This is a genomic window from Citrobacter sp. Ce129 (assembly GCF_030334545.1).
In the GTDB taxonomy this organism is placed as follows: Bacteria; Pseudomonadota; Gammaproteobacteria; order Enterobacterales; family Enterobacteriaceae; genus Citrobacter; species Citrobacter europaeus.
The window spans coordinates 43455-63411 of record NZ_JAOWDS010000051.1 but is presented as its reverse complement, the minus strand read 5'-3'; the positions used below and the strand labels follow the sequence as shown (position 1 = coordinate 63411).

Here is a 19957-nt window from a genome sequence, read left to right as displayed (position 1 = left end):
GGTCAATGAGGGTTGGAGCATTGGGTCGTACAGGTAATTTCTCGGTTATTTATAGATAACCGCGGTGCCGCTCATTTTATCTTTGCCGATAGCGGAAGTGATGCTGTATCCCGTTGCGCCAGCAGCATTTGCTTTCTCAGCGAGTTTGGCTTCCAGGCCGTCCAGCGTAGTGGCGCCGTCAGCAGATACCACACCAATTTTGTTCATGTTTTGTGCCTGAGTAGAGGAAACCGGCTCGGCAGCGAAAACGCCAAATGACAGGGTAGACAGAGCGATGGCGGCAACAGCAAATTTGATATTTTTCATGATTAATTTCTCGCAGGGTTGTTCTGTTAGTCAGTATTCTTTAAGAAGACGTTGTTTCGTCGATGTGAGAAGTATCACGTTTTTTTATGCGAGATAAAATCGAATAGAATTGACGGCATCAATCAAAAAAATTGAATGACAAATAACTTATTGAATATTAATAAATTCGAAAGAGGGATTTACAGTTCTTGTCATTGCGCTTTACAGAGACACCGACAACGGCACATTTTGCTACACAGAGTGCAAAAAAGCGTGCTCGTAAAGGAAATTGTATACGCTAAAGCTTTTGGTAAAGATAAGTCAGCGTAGCTGGCTGTCTTTTGAACCTCTGCGATTATATCCTGAAAATGCCGCACTATGTGAATCTTTATCCTGTTGGCAAGTGATGCACAAGCGTACGCCTGGCACGGCCTCACGTCTGGCCTGAGGGATAGGATTGCCACATTCTTCGCATTCATACAGACTTTCCCCCGTCGGTAATTCACCGCGGGCGCGGGCTACAGCATCTTCAATAGTATTGTTGATCTGTTCGTTAACCGCGTCATCATTTGCCCATCCGGATGCCATGCTTACCTCCTGCTGATGTCTACAGAATAAGTATAGCGAATGTGATGGCTGAAAAACGACCACGCGTTACCACTATCAGATTTCAGACCATTCGCGCAGCAGGTTATGGTAGAGATTGAGAAGCGAGAGGATCTCGCTACTCTCCCCATGACGTGTTTTCAGGGACTGGATGTTTTTATCCAGTTCAAAAAGCATGGCGCGATTTTTGTCGTCACGGATCATCGACTGGATCCACATAAATGACGCCACACGAACGCCTTGGGTCACCGGCGTGACGCAGTGCAGGCTGCTGGAAGGGTAAAGCACCAGATCGCCCGCCGGCAGCTTTACCGCATGCTGGCCGTAGGTATCATTGACCAGCAACTCTCCTCCTTCATAATCATCAGGATTACTCAGGAATAAGGTGGCGGAAAGATCTGTGCGCATCCAGCCGTTTTGCGGATGGCTACGCACCGCGCCGTCAACGTGAAAACCGTAAGTCTCGTTGTCCTGGTAGCGATTAAACAGCGGTGTGGAGAGTGTTTTCGGTAATGCTGCGGCGAAGAATAGTGCGCTGCTATTCACCGCAGTTTGTACCGCCTGTTGTAAAACGCCATAACTCGCACTTTGCGTATCCACCTGCTGGTTGTTTTTAACCTGTGCGCCCTGAGCGCCGGTGGTTGCACGGCCATCAACCCAGTCGGCAGCGTCCAACTGTTCGCGAAACCAGGCAACATCCTGCGCTGTCAGAACGCCGGGAATGTGGTACATCATCAGTGTTTCTCCTGAAAGTGGGGCTGACGCCCCACGTAAAAGATCAGAAATGCATATTTGCAGTGAGCAGGAAGTTTCTTGGCTCGCCCGGATGGTAACGGTATCCGCTCTTGTTAATGGAGGATACGTAATCGGTGTCGAACAGGTTATAGACGTTTAGCTGGAAATCGAGATTGCGATTCACGCGATAGCCCAGTTTGGCGTCGGCGACCCAGTAACCTTCAGTGTAGGATGGCGTACCGACCGCACCGTCGGAACCGCGATGCATGCTGCCCACGTAACGAGCGCCCGCGCCAACAGAGATATCATCGGTAGCCTGATACTGGTTCCACAGCGTGAACGCATGTTCAGGCGTATACGGCAGGGATGAAGACCCATCCTGAGCAACGTTTTTACCACTGTGGATGGTAGCGCGTTGCTGGGTGTAGCCACCAATAACCTGCCATGCGGGGGTGATGTTGCCTGCTACCGAGAGCTCGTAGCCTTCAACGCGTTTCTCTCCGTACTGGGAATATGTTCCGTCGTCGTTCTGCTCAACTTCATTTTCAATATCCGTGCGGAAAATCGCGGCGGTTAACAGCAGGCGCTTATCCAGCACCTCCCATTTGGTGCCGATCTCGCTGGTTTTCGCTTTCTGCGGTTTGAAATCGGTACGGTTCGCACTGTTACCGCTGCCGCCCTGGGCAAGGGCAAAGTTGCTGCCGCCTGGCGGTTGCTGAGAAACGGCATAGTTGATATACACGTTACCATTATCGGTCAGGTGATACAGCGCACCCGCTTTCCAGTTAACCAGATTGCCTGATTTGGCTGTATCCACAGTGGTGACCGGGGAACCTTTGACCACACCTGTCGGGCACGCGACAGCGCCACGCCCGGAGGCGCCGCAAGCGGTGGCGCTGTCATATTCAGTGCGGTAATTGTCGAGGCGAATACCACCGTTTAGCTCAAACTCACGGGTAACTTGTAGCGTATCAAAAGCGTATATACCGAAGGTATCGGTTTGTCCGTTAGCGTTGGCGCCGTTACGCGACAATCCGCCGATATTCACATTGCTGTCGGGATGATAGATATTCACCGGTGGTGGGGTGATCGGCGCCACGCCATAATTGGTTTGCGTTTCGCGCGTTAGCTCCACGCCGGTACTGATGTCGTGACCGATGGATCCCGTGTAAAACTTTGAGGTCAGATTAGTCTGGTTGGTGAGGATTTTATTGCTGACATCTTTGGTATTTGCCAGGCGTGACCAGGTCCAGGTATCGACACTACTGGTTGGTTGAGTGATGTTAGACGCGCCGCCCATCACCGCCGTCATCAGATAATCTTGTTTAATACGCGACCAGCGGGTGGTGTTGCGAATAGTGGTGCTGTCGTTCAGGTCATGTTCAAAACGCATCGTTGCGGTATCGGTCGTCGAATCGTCGTAATCCGCGTTGGTGCCGTAGAAGTTATGCGTATCTACTTTTCCTGAATGATTCAGTGCAGAAGTCCCCGCGGATGGTGCGGAATACCCCGGCAGGCCAATGGTAGGGATACCGCCATCCGGCGTGTTGTGCTGGGTGACATGAAGATAGTTCAGGTACAGTCGGTTCTCAGTCCCTAAGCCAAAAGCGAGAGAGGGGGCCACACCATAACGTTCATTCTTAAAATTATCGCGACCCGCATCATGGGTTTTTTCACCCATCAGGTTTAAACGTGCGGCGGTGGTCTCGCCGATGACCTGGTTAATGTCCAGCGTACCACGACGGAACCAGGCGCTACCGACGCTGGCTGACGCATCGATCCCGGAATCGGTGCGCGGCTGTTTGCTGATCATATTGATGGAACCCGTCGGCGCGCTACGTCCATAGTCGGTACCGGAAGGACCTTTGATCACTTCCACCTGTTCTGTATTGAAGGTGTCGCGCGTGACGCTGCCAATATCACGAACACCGTCGATATAAATACTGTTCGAGGTATCCGCACCACGCATGTAAACCGCGTCGCCTGTGCTGGAGTTTCCGTTCTCACCGGCAAAAAATGCGCCAACGCCCGGTACGTTTTTCAGCGCATCGGTCAGATTTGTTGCGCCTTGATCCTTAATCACCTGTTCAGAAATCACCGTCATAGTGCGGGTGGTATCCGCCACCGGGCGGGAGAATTTAGGATCGGCAGACTGCGTTGGGGCGTACAGCGAAGGTTTGGCCGCTTCAACAACCAGAGTGTCTTCTTGTTTTTTATCCTGATTGCCCGCGGCGACAGCCTGAGCTACCGGGGACAGACCAATGCAAAGACCGGCAAAAAAAGTCAGTGAGTGAAAACTACTGGACGGCAAGTTGCGATTTTTATCCATGTTAATGAGTGACTTATTATTGTTTGAGTAAACGGTTTCACTCGCGCGAAGGGACATCTCTATGGATGTTATACCCTGCAGGCCTCGCGGAAGTGGACTTGTAATTGATAATGATTTTGATAAGCATTACTAATCAGTGCGATGTTTTAGCATTCATTACTTCAAAAATAAATACATTTGTTTACATTGGATTCAAAATTACTACACGGTGATTACAATTCGCACCGGGAATGACGTGAATTGCGGACAGCAAACTGCATTCGGGATGAATGCAGTTGGGCTAAGATGAGGGGGTTACTTATAGATAGTTGCGGTGCCGTACATCTGGTTTTTACCGCCCGCAGAATTGACGACAAAGCCTTTGGCGCCTTGCTCTTTCGCTTTCTCAGCCAGCTTGTCTTCGAGATCGCTCAGGTTAGAGGCGCCGGTAGCGAAAACTGTGCCGGAAGCCTGTAGCTGACCGGTAGCAGGGCTGGTGTAGGGCTGTGCAGCAAAGGACGCAAATGTCATGCCGGTCAGGACGGTAGCGGCAAGTAATGTGAGGCATTTCTTCATAGTGATATCCTCTGAAAAACAACAGGTGTGCCTGATAAGTTTAGGTCGTCAGCACAGGACATTTACCGCAAAAAACTGGTGATGACCTGTCTGTTTTTTGAACGATTAGCAAAGCGTCAAACAGGCGTAAAAAATCAAATTTCCTTGTTGTGTGTGTTTACCGCGTGGCGTTATGCGGGTATCTTACGCCGCTGTTAAAAGGAGAATGCTATGTCCGCCCAGAAACCGGGATTACACCCACGCAACCGCCACAATGGCCGTTATGATCTTGCGACTTTATGCCAGGTTACGCCCGAGCTGACGCAATTTCTCACCCTCACGCCCGGCGGCGAGCAGAGTGTTGATTTCGCGAATCCGCAGGCAGTGAAGGCGCTCAATAAAGCACTGCTGGCGCATTTTTATGCGGTGAAACACTGGGATATTCCAGACGGTTTTCTGTGCCCGCCGGTTCCTGGTCGTGCAGACTATATCCACCATTTGGCCGATCTGTTAGGTGAAACCAATGGAACCATTCCGGCAAATGCGAGCGTACTGGACGTGGGAGTAGGGGCCAACTGTATTTATCCGCTGATCGGCGTGCATGAATACGGCTGGCGATTCACCGGGAGTGAGACCAGCAACGAAGCGTTTAACAGCGCTCAGGCGATCGTAAATGCCAATCCGGGGTTAACCCGTGCTATTCGCCTGCGTCGCCAGAAAGATGTTACGGCAATCTTCAACGGTATCATTCACAAAAATGAGCAGTATGAAGCCACATTATGTAACCCGCCATTCCATGATTCTGCGGCCTCAGCCCGCGCCGGAAGCGAGCGCAAGCGCCGTAACTTGGGCCAGGATAAAGATGATGCGCTGAATTTTGGTGGACAGCAGCAGGAGCTGTGGTGTGAAGGCGGCGAAGTGGCGTTCATCAAAAAAATGATCGCCGAAAGCCAGGCCTTTGGACGTCAGGTGATGTGGTTCACCACGCTGGTTTCGCGCGGTGAGAATTTGCCGCCGTTGTACCATGCATTAACGGATGCGGGCGCGGTGAAAGTCGTCAAGAAAGAGATGGCCCAGGGGCAAAAGCAGAGCCGCTTTATTGCCTGGACCTTTATGGATAACGATCAGCGCCGACGTTTTATGGCGCGTAAACGCTAAAGCGTGGGCTCGGTTGGCGGCAGCGGTTCGCTTGCCGTCGATACAGGGCCATTCACCGGTGCAGGCAAGACCTGATACGTTTGTACCGGGGCGCGTATGTTGGCCAAATCGAAGTATTTCTTCACCTGGCTGTCAAGGGCAAAACGTACCGTCCACTGCTTCAGCGGTAAAGTAGTAAACGAGACCCTGAGCGTGAAAGCCGTATTGGTTAATCCCACGATCCCGGCAAACGACGGTTCGCCGATAATAAGCCCGCGGATATCTTCTTTTTCCATCACCGCAGCAACCGCGTCTTTCAACGCCTGATTCGCTTTATCCGCATCCTCATGACGGTCTACGTCGTAATTGGCGACGACCGATCCAATTCCACGCACAAAGTTGGCGAAGGTCGTTATCGATGACCAGGGAATGATATGGTACGCCCCGGTGTCCTGACGCACGCCCACAGAGCGGATGGACATTCGTTCAACCGTGCCGGTGAGTGGGCCGATGGTCACCAGGTCGCCGGTGTTCATACCATTTTCGAACTGAATAAAGATCCCAGTAATAATATCTTTTACCAGCGTTTGCGAGCCGAAAGAAATAGCCAGCCCCAAAGCCCCGGCCCCGGCCAGTAAGGGGGCGATATTGACGCCAATTTCAGACAGCACAATCATGATGGTGATCGTGCTGATTATTACCGCCAGCGCATTGCGAAACAGCGTCAGCAAAGTGCGGGTTCTGGCGCTGGGTAGCGGGCGGCCATGAATATCGGAAGCCAGACGATTTTCAATCAGGCTGGCAAGGATCGTCCAGCCGATGGCGGAGAAGAATAAAATCAGCGCGATACGGATCAGAATATCCACCGTTTTTTCTCCTGCGCCGTAATGCAGCCAGTTCCAGAAGTCGAACAGTCCCCAGGCATTCAATAGCAGCATCACCGCAACGCACACCGTCAGGATCCTGGCCACGCTTAACGCCGTCGACAGCCAGCCATTCAGTCGTTTTTGTAATTCCGGATAGCTGCGCTGGGTGTGTGGCGAAAGGGTAATGGTCTTGGCTATCCAGCGGGAAAACATGCCGGACACAAAGGCAGCAATCCCGATAATCACGAGGCTGCGCAGCGTAGCGCCCATCATGAATTTCAGGCTGTTGCCAGGATCAAACAGCGAGAAGAAAAACAGCACAATGAAGTAGGCGCTGGCCAGCCAATGCCATACCAACGCAAAAGCGCGGATAAACAGGCTGAAGAAAGCTAACGATCTTTCCGCCAGATTCTGTAAATGCTGTGTTATCTCTTTCTTGTTTCTGAAAATCAGGTACAGCGCCCATAGCGTAATACACAGCATGATGATGACGTTTGCCATCGCGCCGACCTGCACGTTGACCTGATTGGAGATGATGGGAACGGCAACGATCAGTCCGTAACCAATCAGACTGCTCAACGAACTCAAACGGCGATTCCAGTAGCGAGCACCAGCATCCTGAATGTTAAACGGGCGCAGTTCGGCCACCGTTGGGCAAAATATCAGACGTAGAATGGCTTTGAAGAATTCAATCAGGGCAAAGGCATTGAGAAACAGGCTTTGCTGAAAGGCGATCGTGCGACTGCCGGCGTTCATTCGGTCGCTCAGTATTTGCCCGACAAACAATGTCAGCGCCAGCAGAAGCAAATCGATAATGAATGCGCCGATTATCATTGCCGGAAGCTGGAGCCAGTTGCTGCGTTCACGGTTTTTCCGTCGTGCCCATTGCCCCATTTTGCGATACAGCGGAAGCGCGCACAGGCGAATCAACCAGAAAAAACCGAACACTGACGCCGCCAGCATTAAAAAATGGGTCAGGGCATTGGTGAAAGTTTGTGGGTTAAAACTCTTATGCGGTGCGTCGGTAATATTACGGTAAAGTTGGGCAAAGCGGCTGGAGAGCGCCTCACCGTAGTGCCGTGTGACATCCGTGACGTTTTCCAGCACCGTTTTTTCTTCTGTTAATGTGGGTGGAACAATGGTTGGCACCGGCTCGGCAGGGGGCGCTGTCGCCACTTTGCGTAACTGATCGATCAGTTCCTGACGTGAGGCGTCATTTTCCAGCACATCCGCCAGTGCGCCGTAGGCCGCTTTCTTCTGTTCAACATCCGGCTCTTTCGTTGGCGCGGTTTGTGCGTTGGTTGACGTTGGCGAGGTGACGCCAGGTATCGTCACCGCCTGAGCCGGAATACTCAGCAGACAAACAAAGATGAACAGGATCCAGCGCATGACTCCTCCCATGAGAAAATAAATTCAAAAGGATAAGTATAGATGTCAGAGCGGGGGAGAAATGAAATGAGAGGATTCTGGTGAAAAACCTCCCTTCGGGCGAAGGGAGGCTGAACTATCAGGAAACGTGCTGCAAAAATTCCTGTAAGCGTTGGCTGGGCGGATTTTCAATCAGGGCCTGCGGATTACCGTCTTCGGCAATACGTCCCTTATCAATGAAAATCAGGCGTGAAGCCACTTTTTCGGCAAAGCCGATTTCGTGGGTTACAATCACCATGGTCATCCCTTCTTCCGCCAGATCCTGCATAACTTTCAGAACTTCATGACGCAGTTCCGGGTCCAGCGCTGAGGTTGGCTCATCAAACAGCATCATTTTCGGCTTCACCGCCAGCGCACGGGCGATAGCCACACGCTGTTGTTGACCACCGGACAGTTCAGAAGGGTAGTGATGCGCACGCTCAGCCAGACCCACTTTCGCCAGCAGCTCTTTAGCCAGTTTCTCAGCCTGCTCTTTATTCGCCCCGCGTACGCGCTGCGGTCCGAACATGACGTTTTCCAGCGCCGTCAGATGCGGGAACAGATAGAACTGCTGAAACACCATCCCGGCTTCCTGGCGGATTAACCGCTCGTCTACCTTCGGATCGTTTACTTTCAGACCATCGACGATCAAATCGCCGGAGGTGATTTCTTCCAGTTTGTTAATACAGCGCAGCAGGGTAGATTTACCGGACCCGGACGGACCGATAATCACCACCACTTCGCCCTGCTGAATGTTCAGGTCAATATTGTGCAGCACCTGAGTTGGACCAAAGTGCTTAGAAACGTTTTTAAATTCAATCACAGGATTTTCATCCTTCTTTCCAGACGACGCAGAATGAAGCTCAGCACCAGCGTAATGATCAGATAGAACACCGCAACGGCGCTCCAGATTTCCAGTGCGCGGAAGTTACCGGCAATGATTTCCTGGCCCTGACGGGTCAGTTCAGCGACGCCAATGACAATAAACAGCGAGGTATCTTTTATGCTGATTATCCACTGGTTACCCAGCGGCGGCAGCATACGACGCAGTGCGAGAGGCAAAATTACGTGGCGGATAGTCTCTGTGCGTGAAAGTCCAAGCGCCAGTCCGGCTTCGCTGAATCCTTTATGGATTGAGAGCACCGCACCGCGGGTGATTTCCGCAATATAGGCCCCGGAGTTGATCATGATGGTGACAACGGCGGCGCTAAAGGGATCAATGCGTAAATCGTTAAATGCCATTGGCAGGGCGAAGTAAATAAACATCACCTGCACAACGATTGGTGTTCCGCGAATGACTTCGATAAACACCAGCGCTACGTGGTTGGCTATCCAACCGCCGAAAGTACGTGCAAACCCCGCTGCAAGCCCGATTATCAGACCGCCAGCCAGACCGAGGACCGAAATCCACAGGGTCATTTTGGCGCCTTCAATCAAAAGCGGGATGGCGGGCCAGATGGCACTCCAGTCAAACTGCATATGTCGTTCCTGTTACCGTGGTGTAAATATTCAAATGCCTGTTTTACCGGATTCACTGTGTGGTTATTCGGCCTACAGGTCTCAAAAATCCCGGCGTAAGCCCGGTAAGCATCGCGCTACCGGGCAACGCTGTCGGTTATTATTTAGGTTCAGTACCGAACCATTTTTTGTAGATTTCGTTATACGTGCCGTTCTCTTTCAGCGTTTTCAGCGCGCCGTTCACTTTCTCGCGCAGTTCATCGCTGCCTTTCGGGAAGGCGATACCGTACTGCTGGGCTTCCAGGGATTCACCTACGGCTTTGAACTGGCCGTTACCCGCAGTTTTGATGAAGTAAAGAATGTTTGGCGTGTCGTGCAGCACGGCGTCTGCGCGGTTGGTGCCCAGTTCCATATACGCGTTATCGATATTCGGGAACTGACGCAGGTCTTTGGTTTTGATGTTAGCTTTTGCGTAATCAACGGAACCGGTGCCGCTCTTCACAGCGACGACTTTACCATCCAGATCTTTCACGCTTTTCACGTCGTTATTATTCGCTTTGACCATCACTAACAGACCGCTTTTGTAGTAGCCGTCAGAGAAGTCGATCGCTTTTTTACGCTCATCAGTGATGGTGATACCCGCCAGTGCCAGGTCGATATTTTTGGTTTGCAGAGCCGGGATGATGCCGCTGAAATCCATTGGTTTCAGTTCATAATCCAGCTTCAGTTCTTTGGCCACGGCAGCCCACAGATCCACATCAAAACCAACGTATTTGTCACCCTGTTTGAATTCGAACGGTACAAACGCGGTGTCGGTTGCGACAACCAGTTTCTTATCTGCGGCATGGGAGGACACCGCAAAAGCCAGGGTAAGTGCAGCCAGTGAAACTTTTAATACAGACTTCATAGGATTTCCTTTTATATCCACGGGGCGATCCCCTGCGAGAACATATGGCTTAATGAAAAAATCGTGCCAATTTTGCAACTCATTGTTTTAACAAGAGGGTGTCTTGTTTCTCTGCACAATAAGTAGGGCAAAGCGGGCGATCTGCACTATTTTGGGGCACTCATTTGGTGCGCGCCTGACACGGTGCAAACGGTATGACTATTTAGCGTAAAAATTGTTGATAAAACAATCTTTCGTTAACGATTGTGTGAGGTGATTATTACAATTAATTTACTTTGGGGTGACGAATGATCAATGTTATGCACCATAGAAGTGCAAAACCCCCGCCAGGGCGAGGGTTATATAGGTAATTCTTATGTCTGCTGTTATTCAATATTGGCTTCGATAAACCACAGGAATTTGTCGAGATCGCGTGACGCGGCGGTGAAGATATCTGCAGTATCTTCGTCTTTAGCTTCGCTAATGGCTTTACGTACGCTATTCGCGACGACGGCATAACGATCGGCCAGCTCTTTTAAGTGGTCCTGCACGCTATGGATATCCAGCGGGTAGCTTTTCAGAGGCGTTTTGCTGTTAATCACCTGGGTTGTACCCAGTGCGACTCCGCCCAACTGTACGGCGCGCTCAGCCATGGTGTCGAGGTGATCGGTCAGGGCTGTGCGGAAGCCATCCAGCATTTCATGTACGGCAATAAAGTTGGCGCCGCGCATGTTCCAGTGAGCCTGTTTGGTGATCAACGACAGGTCGATGAACTGGATCACTTGCTGATTCAGCAGCTCTACGGTCGCTTTCTTTTCGCTATCTGTCACATCGTTGCGGGTATATAGGAGGGCAGATGCTTTTGTTTTTACCAATTTTGCGGTACTCATATTTTCATATCCTCTTGATATTTATGTCCCAGCTCTTCAACGGGATTAAGTATAGCGCTAAATTTGGATTTGTTTTTCCGATCTTGCCTATCACTTTAATAGCGAAGAGAGAGGTTGGTATAAAATAATTAATGAAATCATAGTGATATGATGGTTGTTGCCGGGGGGTGTTATTTTTATGTTAATGTAAAAAGTAAAAGAAATATGCGGATGAGAAAAATATATTTATTAGAATAATTATCACGCAGATTTACAATTGGATATTCTGCATGATTATGCAAACCATGCAGAATATTAAGTGGTTAATTCACGTCAACTTGCTTAATTTGCGGTTCTTTGCGAATAGTGAGCGTAGACCCCATTGATGCGACGATAATGGCGCCCAAAGCGAGCGTCTGGATAAGCGTCAGCGTTTCACCGAGGAAGATCATTCCGGAAACCGCTGCCAGTGCGGGCTCCATGCTCATCAGCGTCCCAAAAGTACGGGTTGGCAGCCGCGTCAATGCAATCATCTCCAGCGAGTAGGGAAGCGCAGTGGAGAGGACCGCAATGGCGAGGCCTAACGGCAGAATGGACCAGTGCCACAGGGCATCTCCAGCCTGGATCGCGCCGATGGGGACAAAAACCAGCGCCGCAATTAATGACCCAACCGCAACGGTCGCCGGACCATGTTCCGCGCCTGCACGCTGCCCGGTAAGAATATAGATTGCCCAACAGGCGCCAGCCCCCAGCGCCAGCGCGGCGCCGGTTAAATCCACGTGAGAAACGTCCTGACCTAACGGCAGCAGGAACCACAGCCCGAGAACAGCCAGTGCAACCCAGATGAAATCCACCGGACGCCGGGATGAAAACAGCGCTACCGCGAGCGGACCGGTAAACTCCAGCGCCACGGCAATTCCCAATGGCACGGTCTGGATTGACAGGTAGAAGAGATAGTTCATCCCGCCCAGAGACAGGCCATAAAACAGCAGGGGCAGGCGCTGTTCTTTGGCGAATCGCAAACGCCAGGGTTTAAAGAAGGCGATAAGGATGAGGGTGCCCAACGCAAGGCGCAACGCGGTAACGCCCGGCGCGCCAACGAGCGGGAACAGCGATTTCGCCAGAGATGCTCCGCTTTGAATGGAGGACATAGCAATGAGCAAAACCAAAATAGGCAACCAGACTGGCGCTTTACGTGACGACCCCGGCATCCTTTCTCCTGTCAATGATGATTACACGCCTTCATCTGCGCGACGTTGCAGTTTTGCTACGACACGGATGACTTTATGTATAGAAAAGTAAAACAGCGAGTGTAATGGAAATACACATCGCTGGTTGACTATTCGTTGAAAAAAAAATTGCTCAGTTCCGTACAATGGCATGAAAATGATGGATTAATAATCTGTGTGATTAGGATTAATCTGGATGAATGTGCCATATTGTGCGCGCAATAATGGCATTTTACGTTAGAAAAGTGATGTTAATTGAAAGAGATAGCGGGTTTCTGAAATGTTCTGTTACATGAAAGACCCCGTTAGACATCGCGAATCGCAAAGAGTTTCCCATCAATTTTTGGTATATTTAAAACTTAAGATTTACTTGAAGCACATTTGAGGTGGTTATGAAAAAAATTGCATGTCTTTCAGCACTGGCCGCTGTTCTGGCTTTCTCCGCAGGTACTGCAGTAGCTGCTACTTCTACCGTTACCGGTGGTTACGCTCAGAGCGATGCTCAGGGCGCAGCGAACAAAATGAACGGTTTCAACCTGAAGTATCGCTACGAGCAGGACAACAACCCGCTGGGTGTTATCGGTTCCTTCACTTACACTGAAAAAGATCGTACCGATGCTTCTGGCGACTACAACAAAACCCAGTACTACGGCATCACTGCTGGTCCGGCTTACCGTCTGAACGACTGGGCAAGCATCTACGGTGTAGTGGGTGTTGGTTACGGTAAATTCCAGAACGCAGCATCCCCGGCTGACAACCACACCACCAGCGACTACGGTTTCTCTTACGGTGCTGGTCTGCAGTTCAACCCGATCGAAAACGTTGCTCTGGACTTCTCCTACGAGCAGAGCCGTATTCGTAGCGTTGACGTTGGCACCTGGATCGCTGGCGTGGGTTACCGCTTCTAATCACTCCGGTGATATGAAAAATCCGCCTTTTAGGGCGGATTTTTTTTGCGTGTAATTTAGAGATTAACGAGATTTGGTCTCAAAGATATCGGTACCAAGATGGTTGTAATCCACCTTCTGCAGTTTGAAGTTGGTGATGTACACCGGGCCGGCCTTTTTCTCTGAAATAAAGCGGTAGCTGTTGGTAATTTCCTTTGCGCTTATCCCTGTCCACTGTGAGAAAAAACTGAGGAAATCATTCGCAGAGCGACGGGCTTTAATCACCCGATGCGCTTTATCATCGCTCGACAGCACCATGAAAGGCACCTGGAAATTCTGCTGGAACTGATCGTCATGCGCCAGGTACTGCACCTCTTTTCCTCGCTCTTTAAACGCGAGGCCATGATCGGAAAAATAGACCATCGAGAAGCTGGTGCCGCTGTTACGTAGCTGATCGTATAGCTGACGCAGCAGGTCATCCGTCTGCGTCATGGTGTACAGGTAGCAGGATGTCTCTTTTGACTGGACGAAGGTCTCGTATTTACCCTGCGTACGGTCGCAGGCCTGTGGATGTGAGCCCATTAAATGCAGCACGATGAGCTGTGGCTGGGTGCGCTCGGTTGCCAGCACCTGGGCGGTCATCTTCAACAGCGCTTCGTCACGGGTGTTTTTATCCGCTTCGAAATCACCGCTTTTGAGAAACTGAACTTCATCAGCGCGTTTCGCGATGCTGGCGATGGCCGTATCGTATTCACCAATCTGTCCCTGATTGGAAAACCACCACGTCTGGAATCCCGCTCGGTTGGCCAGGGTGACAAAGTTATCCTGGAACTGGGGCTTATTGTCGACCACCCGATTCAGCGTCAGGCCGAGTGATTTTTGCGTCGAACCGCTTGCCGCAATGTAATCCGCGAAGATGTAGCCGTTAACGGAGCTGGCAAACGGGGTGTTATCCCAGTGGCCGCCAAACGCGCCTAACGCATCGCGGCGGGCGCTTTCGCCGATCACCACGACGTAGGTGTGATACTTCGGCTTGACGGCGGTTACCGTCCAGCTGTCTTTTACGCTCGACAGTTTCGCCATACGCTCTTGTTCATCGAGCACTTCGTTGTTATTGACGATAACGTCCTTGGCAAAGCGGAAAACCGGATAGCCAGTATCTTTCAGCTTGAACACGCCGCCCCAGGCCAGGTTTTGCATCGGGGTAACAAAGAATGCGACAACGCTGAACAGCAAACAAACGCTGTCGAACTTGTTCCAGCCACGCTGCTGTACATCTTTTTTACGGCGTACGGCGATAACGCCGAGGGCGAAAATAAATACCCCAACCAGATAACTGTACCAGGGGAAGATGGTCAGGATTTCAGTAGACTCTTCCATATTGGTTGAGTGCAGCGCCAGCAAAGTATTGAAGTTCGGCGCACCATAAGCCTGGCCGAACGGAAAGTACATTGCCGCAATGAGTGAGCAAATGCCAATCAGTGCTTTCTGCACGCGCGGCGCGCTACGCCACAGCAGCATCAATATACAGGTGAAAGCAACGCTATAGAGCAGGCTAAGCGGATAGCCCAGCGCAAGGTTGATCAGCAGAGACTGTAAGAAATAGAGGCCAGTCCACGGACTAATTGCCCGGCTACGAGCAATGATTGAATCTTTGAGGGTTAAATTCATATGCCACTGTTACAAAAACGCCATGTGCTTACCCTGGCGCTAAGGGTCATTGCCTGCCTGAGAGAGCGAGAAGAGGGATAGGGTCCGCATCCGCGAGCCGCAATATACGCAGGGCTGCGAAAAGATAGAGTGTGCGCAGGAGAAGGTCAACTACTACAAAGAAATTGTTTTGCGAGGGACGTGGCAAAACTGACAAAAAGAAGGGTTATTGGCAGGAAAACGATCGCCGTATCCGTGTTACGGCAGGAAAAAGAAGCGGCGTACCGCGACGCCGCATTATTTTTCTGAAGGTTTATCCTGCTCTGGTTTGCTGTTAATCATGTCGCACAGCATAGAGATAAGCATTAACCGTACTTTAAAGGGAGAGTGGCTAAACACGCGTATACACCTCTTAAATTCATTCATATAAACCTCCTGACTTCACGATCCCATCAGTCCTTGAGGGATGTCTTTATTATATACAGATATAGCACAGGCTATATTATATAGCTATTGCTAAAACGTTAATTTTTTGTGCCCACGCAACTCTGGTTTACAATGAGCGCTCTCTAATCAGATGCCGTTAACGCGTCACAGGAACGAGGAAGCATAATGAGTCGTCGCGCAGGTACGCCAACAACAAAAAAAGTGACGCAATTGGTGAATGTCGAAGAACACGTTGAAGGATTTCGTCAGGTCCGGGAGGCACATCGCCGTGAGCTGATTGATGACTACGTAGAGCTGATTTCCGATCTCATTATTGAGGTTGGTGAAGCGCGCCAGGTAGATATGGCCGCGCGGCTTGGGGTTTCCCAGCCGACGGTTGCTAAAATGCTTAAGCGTCTTGCTTCAGTCGGATTGATTGAAATGATCCCCTGGCGAGGCGTGTTTTTAACCGCAGAAGGTGAGCGACTGGCTCAGGAGAGTCGGGAGCGTCATCAGATTGTAGAGAATTTCCTGTTGATGTTAGGTATCAGCCCGGAAATTGCCCGTCGCGACGCTGAGGGAATGGAGCACCACGTCAGTAAGGAAACGCTGGAAGCTTTTAGCCGGTTTACGCAACAGCAAGGAACAGGCTCTGAATGAGTTTTCCTTTATTACGCGCCTTACAGCGCGATCGTTTTTTTCAGTTGTTAATCATCGTCGGGATTGTACTAAGCCTGTTTACGCCATTTGCGCCCCGGTCGTGGCCGGGGGCGATTGACTGGCACACGATTATCACGCTTAGCGGGCTGATGTTACTGACCAAAGGGGTGGAGCTAAGCGGTTACTTCGATGTGTTAGGGCGCAAGATGACCCGCCGCTTCAATACTGAACGCCAATTGGCGATATTTATGGTGCTGGCGGCGGCGCTGCTGTCGACGTTTCTGACCAACGATGTTGCGCTGTTTATTGTGGTTCCGCTGACCATCACCCTGAAAAAATTGTGCGCCATTCCGGTGAATCGCCTGATTATCTTTGAGGCGCTGGCGGTAAACGCCGGATCGTTACTCACGCCAATAGGCAATCCACAAAACATTCTGATGTGGGGACGCTCAGGCTTATCGTTTAGCGCGTTTATCTGGCAAATGGCACCGCTTGCGGGGGCCATGATGCTGACGCTGGTGGTGCTGTGCTGGTTCAGTTTCCCACACAAAGCCTTGCACTATCATACCGGTACGCGCGCGCCTGACTGGCAACCGCGCCTGGTGTGGGGCTGTCTTGCGTTGTATATCATCTTCCTGACGGCACTGGAGTTAAAACATGGGCTGTGGGGCCTGGCGGTTGTGGCGGCAGGTTTCATGGTGCTGGCTCGCCGCGTGATCCTCAGCGTGGACTGGACGTTGCTGTTGGTGTTTATGGCGATGTTCATTGATGTGCATTTGCTGACGCAGCTCCCGGCCTTACAGGGGATGACCCATCAGATTGGCATCCTCTCAGCGCCGGGGCTTTGGTTGACCGCCATTGGCCTCTCGCAGTTTATCAGTAATGTTCCCAGTACGATTTTGCTGCTGAACTACGTCCCGCCAACGCTGCTGTTAGCCTGGGCGGTCAATGTGGGCGGCTTTGGGCTGTTGCCGGGGTCGCTGGCGAATCTTATTGCTTTACGGATGGCAAACGACCGACGGATCTGGTGGCGTTTTCATTGGTATTCGGTGCCGATGCTGATATGGGCGGCGCTGGTGGGATATGGTTTGTTGTTACTAATGTAATAGCGGCATTGAGGCAATAAAAAGGCGGATGAATTATCCGCCTTTTTCGTGTCAGGTATGTGCTTAGTTCAGACGAACCGGCATACCTGAACGGTTCTGAACCGCCTGCTCAACGACGGCCTGATCGACGTCAGACTGACCGGTGATGCTGGTAATGCTCTTGTTCAGCGTAATCGGTACGATTTCCCCGCCCTCAAACTGTGCTTCAGTGGTAGACAGTGGGTTATGTACCTCGATGTAACGGCTGCCGTCTGGTTCGGTAGTGGCTTTTACCGGCTCATCGATAAACTGTACGCGGGTGCCGACTGGTACATTTTCAAACAGGAATTTGATGTCATCGTTACGCAGACGCACGCAACCGTGGCTGACGCGTAAGCCGACGCCGAAGTTAGCATTGGTGCCGTGGATGGCATACAGACGACCAATATACAGCGCGTACAGACCCATCGGGTTATCCGGACCTGCTGGAACAACGGCTGGCAGCGGTTCACCCGCAGCGCGGTATTCCGCATGCATTTTCGCCGTTGGCGTCCAGGTTGGACCCGCTTTTTTACGTTCTACTTTAGTAGTCCAGTTGATTGGCGTGTCTTTGCCCAACTGGCCGATACCAATCGGCAGAACAATAACGGTGTTGGTGCCTTTCGGGTAATAGTACAGGCGCATTTCAGCGCTGTTGATAACAATACCTTCATGCACGGTATCCGGCAGGATCAACTGCTGAGGAATGTTCAGCACCGTGCCGCCTTTCGGCAGGAAGGTATCCACGCCCGGGTTGGCTTCCAGCATGTTAGACAGACCCATCTGATACTCCGCCGCAAAATATTCCAGCGGTTGGGTGTTGCCTTCAGGAATCGTGATGACCTGGTTTTGCCCAATTAAACGGCTGCCATCGGTAGGCAGCGGGTACGTGACGGCAGAAGCTGTGTTACAAAAACCAACTATTGCGAGTGCCGCCGCGAAAAGCGTTGTTAATTTCATATTCATGTTCATGTATGCGAGATTCAGTGCCAGGCAGGCTAGTGGGTTGAGATTTATGTAGTGTTGGGCACGCATTATATGTGCAATCTGAGCAACAAGGAATTCGGATGTGTACTAAATCACATTTTTTTCCTTTTACTCTCATTTTAGCCCTTCAGCATCAGGGGGCGATCTTATTGCAGACTTATGGCATAATAAGCGGTTTGTCACATATTTCTTTCTCTTTCAGGATACGCCAGTGTTAGTTTCCAGCAACGTCACCATGCAGTTCGGCAGTAAGCCGCTGTTTGAAAATATTTCCGTCAAATTTGGCGGCGGCAACCGTTACGGCCTGATTGGCGCGAACGGTAGCGGTAAATCTACTTTTATGAAAATTCTCGGCGGCGACCTCGAACCGACGCTGGGCAACGTTTCCCTCGATCCGAACGAGCGCATCGGTAAGCTGCGTCAGGATCAGTTCGCCTTTGAAGAGTTCACCGTGCTTGACACCGTGATCATGGGTCACGGCGAACTGTGGGAAGTAAAGCAGGAGCGCGATCGCATTTACGCCCTGGCTGAGATGAGCGAAGAAGATGGCTACAAAGTTGCTGACCTTGAAGTTCAGTATGGCGAAATGGAGGGCTACTCTGCGGAAGCGCGTGCGGGTGAACTGCTGCTGGGCGTCGGTATTCCGGTAGAACAGCATTACGGCCCGATGAGCGAAGTCGCGCCCGGCTGGAAGCTGCGTGTGCTTCTGGCGCAGGCGCTGTTCTCTAACCCGGACATTCTGCTGCTCGACGAACCAACGAACAACCTGGATATCGACACCATCCGCTGGCTGGAGCAGACGCTGAACGAGCGTGACAGCACCATGATCATCATTTCGCACGACCGTCACTTCCTGAACATGGTCTGCACGCACATGGCGGATCTGGACTACGGTGAACTGCGCGTTTATCCGGGTAACTACGACGAATACATGACGGCGGCAACCCAGGCGCGTGAACGTCTGCTGGCTGATAACGCCAAGAAGAAAGCACAGATTGCCGATCTGCAATCCTTCGTCAGCCGCTTTAGCGCCAACGCGTCTAAATCTCGACAGGCGACTTCTCGTGCGCGTCAGATTGATAAGATTAAGCTCGACGAAGTGAAAGCGTCCAGCCGTCAGAACCCGTTCATTCGCTTCGAACAGGATAAGAAACTGTTCCGTAACGCGCTGGAAGTGGAAGCGCTGGCGAAAGGTTTTGATGAAGGCCCGCTGTTTAAAAACTTCAACCTGCTGCTGGAAGTGGGGGAGAAGGTTGCCATCATTGGCGCCAACGGCGTGGGTAAATCCACCATGCTGAAAACGTTAGTTGGCGATTTGCAGCCGGACAACGGTACCGTTAAGTGGTCTGAAAACGCTCAGGTCGGTTACTACGCGCAGGATCATGAATACGAGTTCGAAAACGATCTGACCGTTTTCGAATGGATGAGCCAGTGGAAACAAGAAGGCGATGATGAGCAGGTTGTGCGCAGCTTCCTTGGCCGTCTGCTGTTCAGCCAGGACGATATCAAGAAACCTGCGAAAGTGCTCTCCGGTGGTGAAAAAGGCCGCATGCTGTTCGGTAAACTGATGATGCAGAAACCGAATATCCTGGTCATGGATGAACCAACCAACCACCTGGATATGGAATCTATCGAGTCGCTGAATATGGCGCTGGAAATGTACCAGGGCACGCTGATCTTCGTTTCTCACGACCGTGAGTTTGTCAGCTCGCTGGCCACCCGCGTGATTGAAATTACGCCGGAACGCGTGATCGACTTCACCGGTAACTACGAAGATTATCTGCGTAGTAAAGGCGTCGAATAATTTTCCCGCCGTCTTTCGCGTTACAGGTGTGTTGGCTACACCTGTAACGCGAGATTCTTAGGGAAAAGGGTATAAGTT

The 19957-nt window shown here is 51.2% G+C and carries 19 protein-coding genes; 5 read left to right on the top strand and 14 right to left on the bottom strand.

Features of this window, described 5'->3' with window-relative positions:
- Nucleotides 1–45 precede the first annotated feature (45 nt).
- The 5 genes from ybiJ to mcbA form a co-directional block, all read right to left on the bottom strand.
- On the bottom strand, nucleotides 46–306 hold the full coding sequence (ybiJ, locus tag OGV77_RS02370) for a DUF1471 family protein YbiJ (protein WP_003831561.1): 261 nt from the start codon (nucleotides 304–306) through the stop codon (nucleotides 46–48).
- A gap of 300 nt (nucleotides 307–606) precedes the next feature.
- Nucleotides 607–873 carry a DksA/TraR family C4-type zinc finger protein gene (locus OGV77_RS02365; protein ID WP_003035233.1) on the bottom strand — a complete coding sequence of 89 codons (267 nt, stop codon included), beginning with the start codon at nucleotides 871–873 and terminating at the stop codon, nucleotides 607–609.
- Nucleotides 874–948: 75 nt separating this feature from the next.
- Nucleotides 949–1626 (bottom strand): PKHD-type hydroxylase YbiX, encoded by a 678-nt coding sequence (gene ybiX / locus OGV77_RS02360; protein WP_080625523.1) that lies wholly within the window; start codon nucleotides 1624–1626, stop codon nucleotides 949–951.
- 43 nt (nucleotides 1627–1669) lie between these two features.
- A complete protein-coding gene (locus OGV77_RS02355; protein WP_286502598.1) occupies nucleotides 1670–3955 on the bottom strand; it encodes a catecholate siderophore receptor Fiu in 2286 nt (761 codons plus the stop codon).
- Nucleotides 3956–4249: 294 nt separating this feature from the next.
- Nucleotides 4250–4510, bottom strand: coding sequence for a DUF1471 family periplasmic protein McbA (mcbA, locus tag OGV77_RS02350; protein WP_043015692.1), 261 nt, complete (start codon nucleotides 4508–4510; stop codon nucleotides 4250–4252).
- Nucleotides 4511–4720: 210 nt separating this feature from the next.
- On the opposite strand from mcbA, the gene rlmF reads away from it, so the two are divergent.
- Complete coding sequence (gene rlmF / locus OGV77_RS02345; RefSeq protein WP_043015693.1) at nucleotides 4721–5647, top strand: 23S rRNA (adenine(1618)-N(6))-methyltransferase RlmF; 927 nt, start codon at nucleotides 4721–4723, stop codon at nucleotides 5645–5647.
- Here the strand turns inward: rlmF and ybiO are convergent.
- The 6 genes from ybiO to rhtA form a co-directional block, all read right to left on the bottom strand.
- The gene (gene ybiO, locus OGV77_RS02340; protein WP_043015694.1) at nucleotides 5644–7881 is read right to left on the bottom strand and encodes a mechanosensitive channel protein; all 2238 of its coding nucleotides are present in this window, start codon (nucleotides 7879–7881) and stop codon (nucleotides 5644–5646) included. The two genes, rlmF and ybiO, sit on opposite strands and share 4 nt — an antisense overlap.
- Nucleotides 7882–7999: 118 nt before the next feature.
- On the bottom strand, nucleotides 8000–8722 hold the full coding sequence (gene glnQ / locus OGV77_RS02335) for a glutamine ABC transporter ATP-binding protein GlnQ (RefSeq protein ID WP_003035246.1): 723 nt from the start codon (nucleotides 8720–8722) through the stop codon (nucleotides 8000–8002).
- Nucleotides 8719–9378, bottom strand: coding sequence for a glutamine ABC transporter permease GlnP (glnP, locus tag OGV77_RS02330; RefSeq protein WP_003035248.1), 660 nt, complete (start codon nucleotides 9376–9378; stop codon nucleotides 8719–8721). Before glnP ends, glnQ begins: the two co-directional genes overlap by 4 nt.
- 139 nt (nucleotides 9379–9517) lie before the next feature.
- Nucleotides 9518–10264, bottom strand: coding sequence for a glutamine ABC transporter substrate-binding protein GlnH (gene glnH / locus OGV77_RS02325; RefSeq protein ID WP_016152370.1), 747 nt, complete (start codon nucleotides 10262–10264; stop codon nucleotides 9518–9520).
- Between the two features lie 365 nt (nucleotides 10265–10629).
- The gene (gene dps / locus OGV77_RS02320) at nucleotides 10630–11133 is read right to left on the bottom strand and encodes a DNA starvation/stationary phase protection protein Dps (RefSeq protein ID WP_006685362.1); all 504 of its coding nucleotides are present in this window, start codon (nucleotides 11131–11133) and stop codon (nucleotides 10630–10632) included.
- A gap of 302 nt (nucleotides 11134–11435) precedes the next feature.
- The gene (gene rhtA, locus OGV77_RS02315; RefSeq protein ID WP_003035255.1) at nucleotides 11436–12323 is read right to left on the bottom strand and encodes a threonine/homoserine exporter RhtA; all 888 of its coding nucleotides are present in this window, start codon (nucleotides 12321–12323) and stop codon (nucleotides 11436–11438) included.
- Between the two features lie 410 nt (nucleotides 12324–12733).
- Between rhtA and ompX the strand changes: the two genes are divergently transcribed.
- Nucleotides 12734–13249: an outer membrane protein OmpX gene (ompX, locus tag OGV77_RS02310; RefSeq protein WP_003035257.1), complete on the top strand. Its 516-nt coding sequence runs from the start codon at nucleotides 12734–12736 to the stop codon at nucleotides 13247–13249.
- 63 nt (nucleotides 13250–13312) lie between these two features.
- Here the strand turns inward: ompX and OGV77_RS02305 are convergent, their stop codons facing one another.
- Nucleotides 13313–14899: a phosphoethanolamine transferase gene (locus OGV77_RS02305; protein ID WP_047412464.1), complete on the bottom strand. Its 1587-nt coding sequence runs from the start codon at nucleotides 14897–14899 to the stop codon at nucleotides 13313–13315.
- Nucleotides 14900–15175: 276 nt separating this feature from the next.
- Nucleotides 15176–15304: a manganase accumulation protein MntS gene (gene mntS / locus OGV77_RS02300; protein ID WP_003831584.1), complete on the bottom strand. Its 129-nt coding sequence runs from the start codon at nucleotides 15302–15304 to the stop codon at nucleotides 15176–15178.
- Between the two features lie 186 nt (nucleotides 15305–15490).
- On the opposite strand from mntS, the gene mntR reads away from it, so the two are divergent.
- The gene (mntR, locus tag OGV77_RS02295; protein ID WP_003035264.1) at nucleotides 15491–15964 is read left to right on the top strand and encodes a manganese-binding transcriptional regulator MntR; all 474 of its coding nucleotides are present in this window, start codon (nucleotides 15491–15493) and stop codon (nucleotides 15962–15964) included.
- Nucleotides 15961–17070 (top strand): anion transporter, encoded by a 1110-nt coding sequence (locus tag OGV77_RS02290; RefSeq protein WP_087051509.1) that lies wholly within the window; start codon nucleotides 15961–15963, stop codon nucleotides 17068–17070. Before mntR ends, OGV77_RS02290 begins: the two co-directional genes overlap by 4 nt.
- Nucleotides 17071–17133: 63 nt before the next feature.
- On the opposite strand, the gene ldtB is transcribed toward OGV77_RS02290, so the two are convergent.
- Entirely contained in the window at nucleotides 17134–18054 is a 921-nt protein-coding gene (ldtB, locus tag OGV77_RS02285) for a L,D-transpeptidase (protein WP_003035268.1), read from the bottom strand.
- 232 nt (nucleotides 18055–18286) lie between these two features.
- Between ldtB and OGV77_RS02280 the strand changes: the two genes are divergently transcribed.
- The gene (locus tag OGV77_RS02280; protein ID WP_087051508.1) at nucleotides 18287–19879 is read left to right on the top strand and encodes an ABC-F family ATPase; all 1593 of its coding nucleotides are present in this window, start codon (nucleotides 18287–18289) and stop codon (nucleotides 19877–19879) included.
- The last annotated feature ends 78 nt before the right edge of the window (nucleotides 19880–19957 follow it).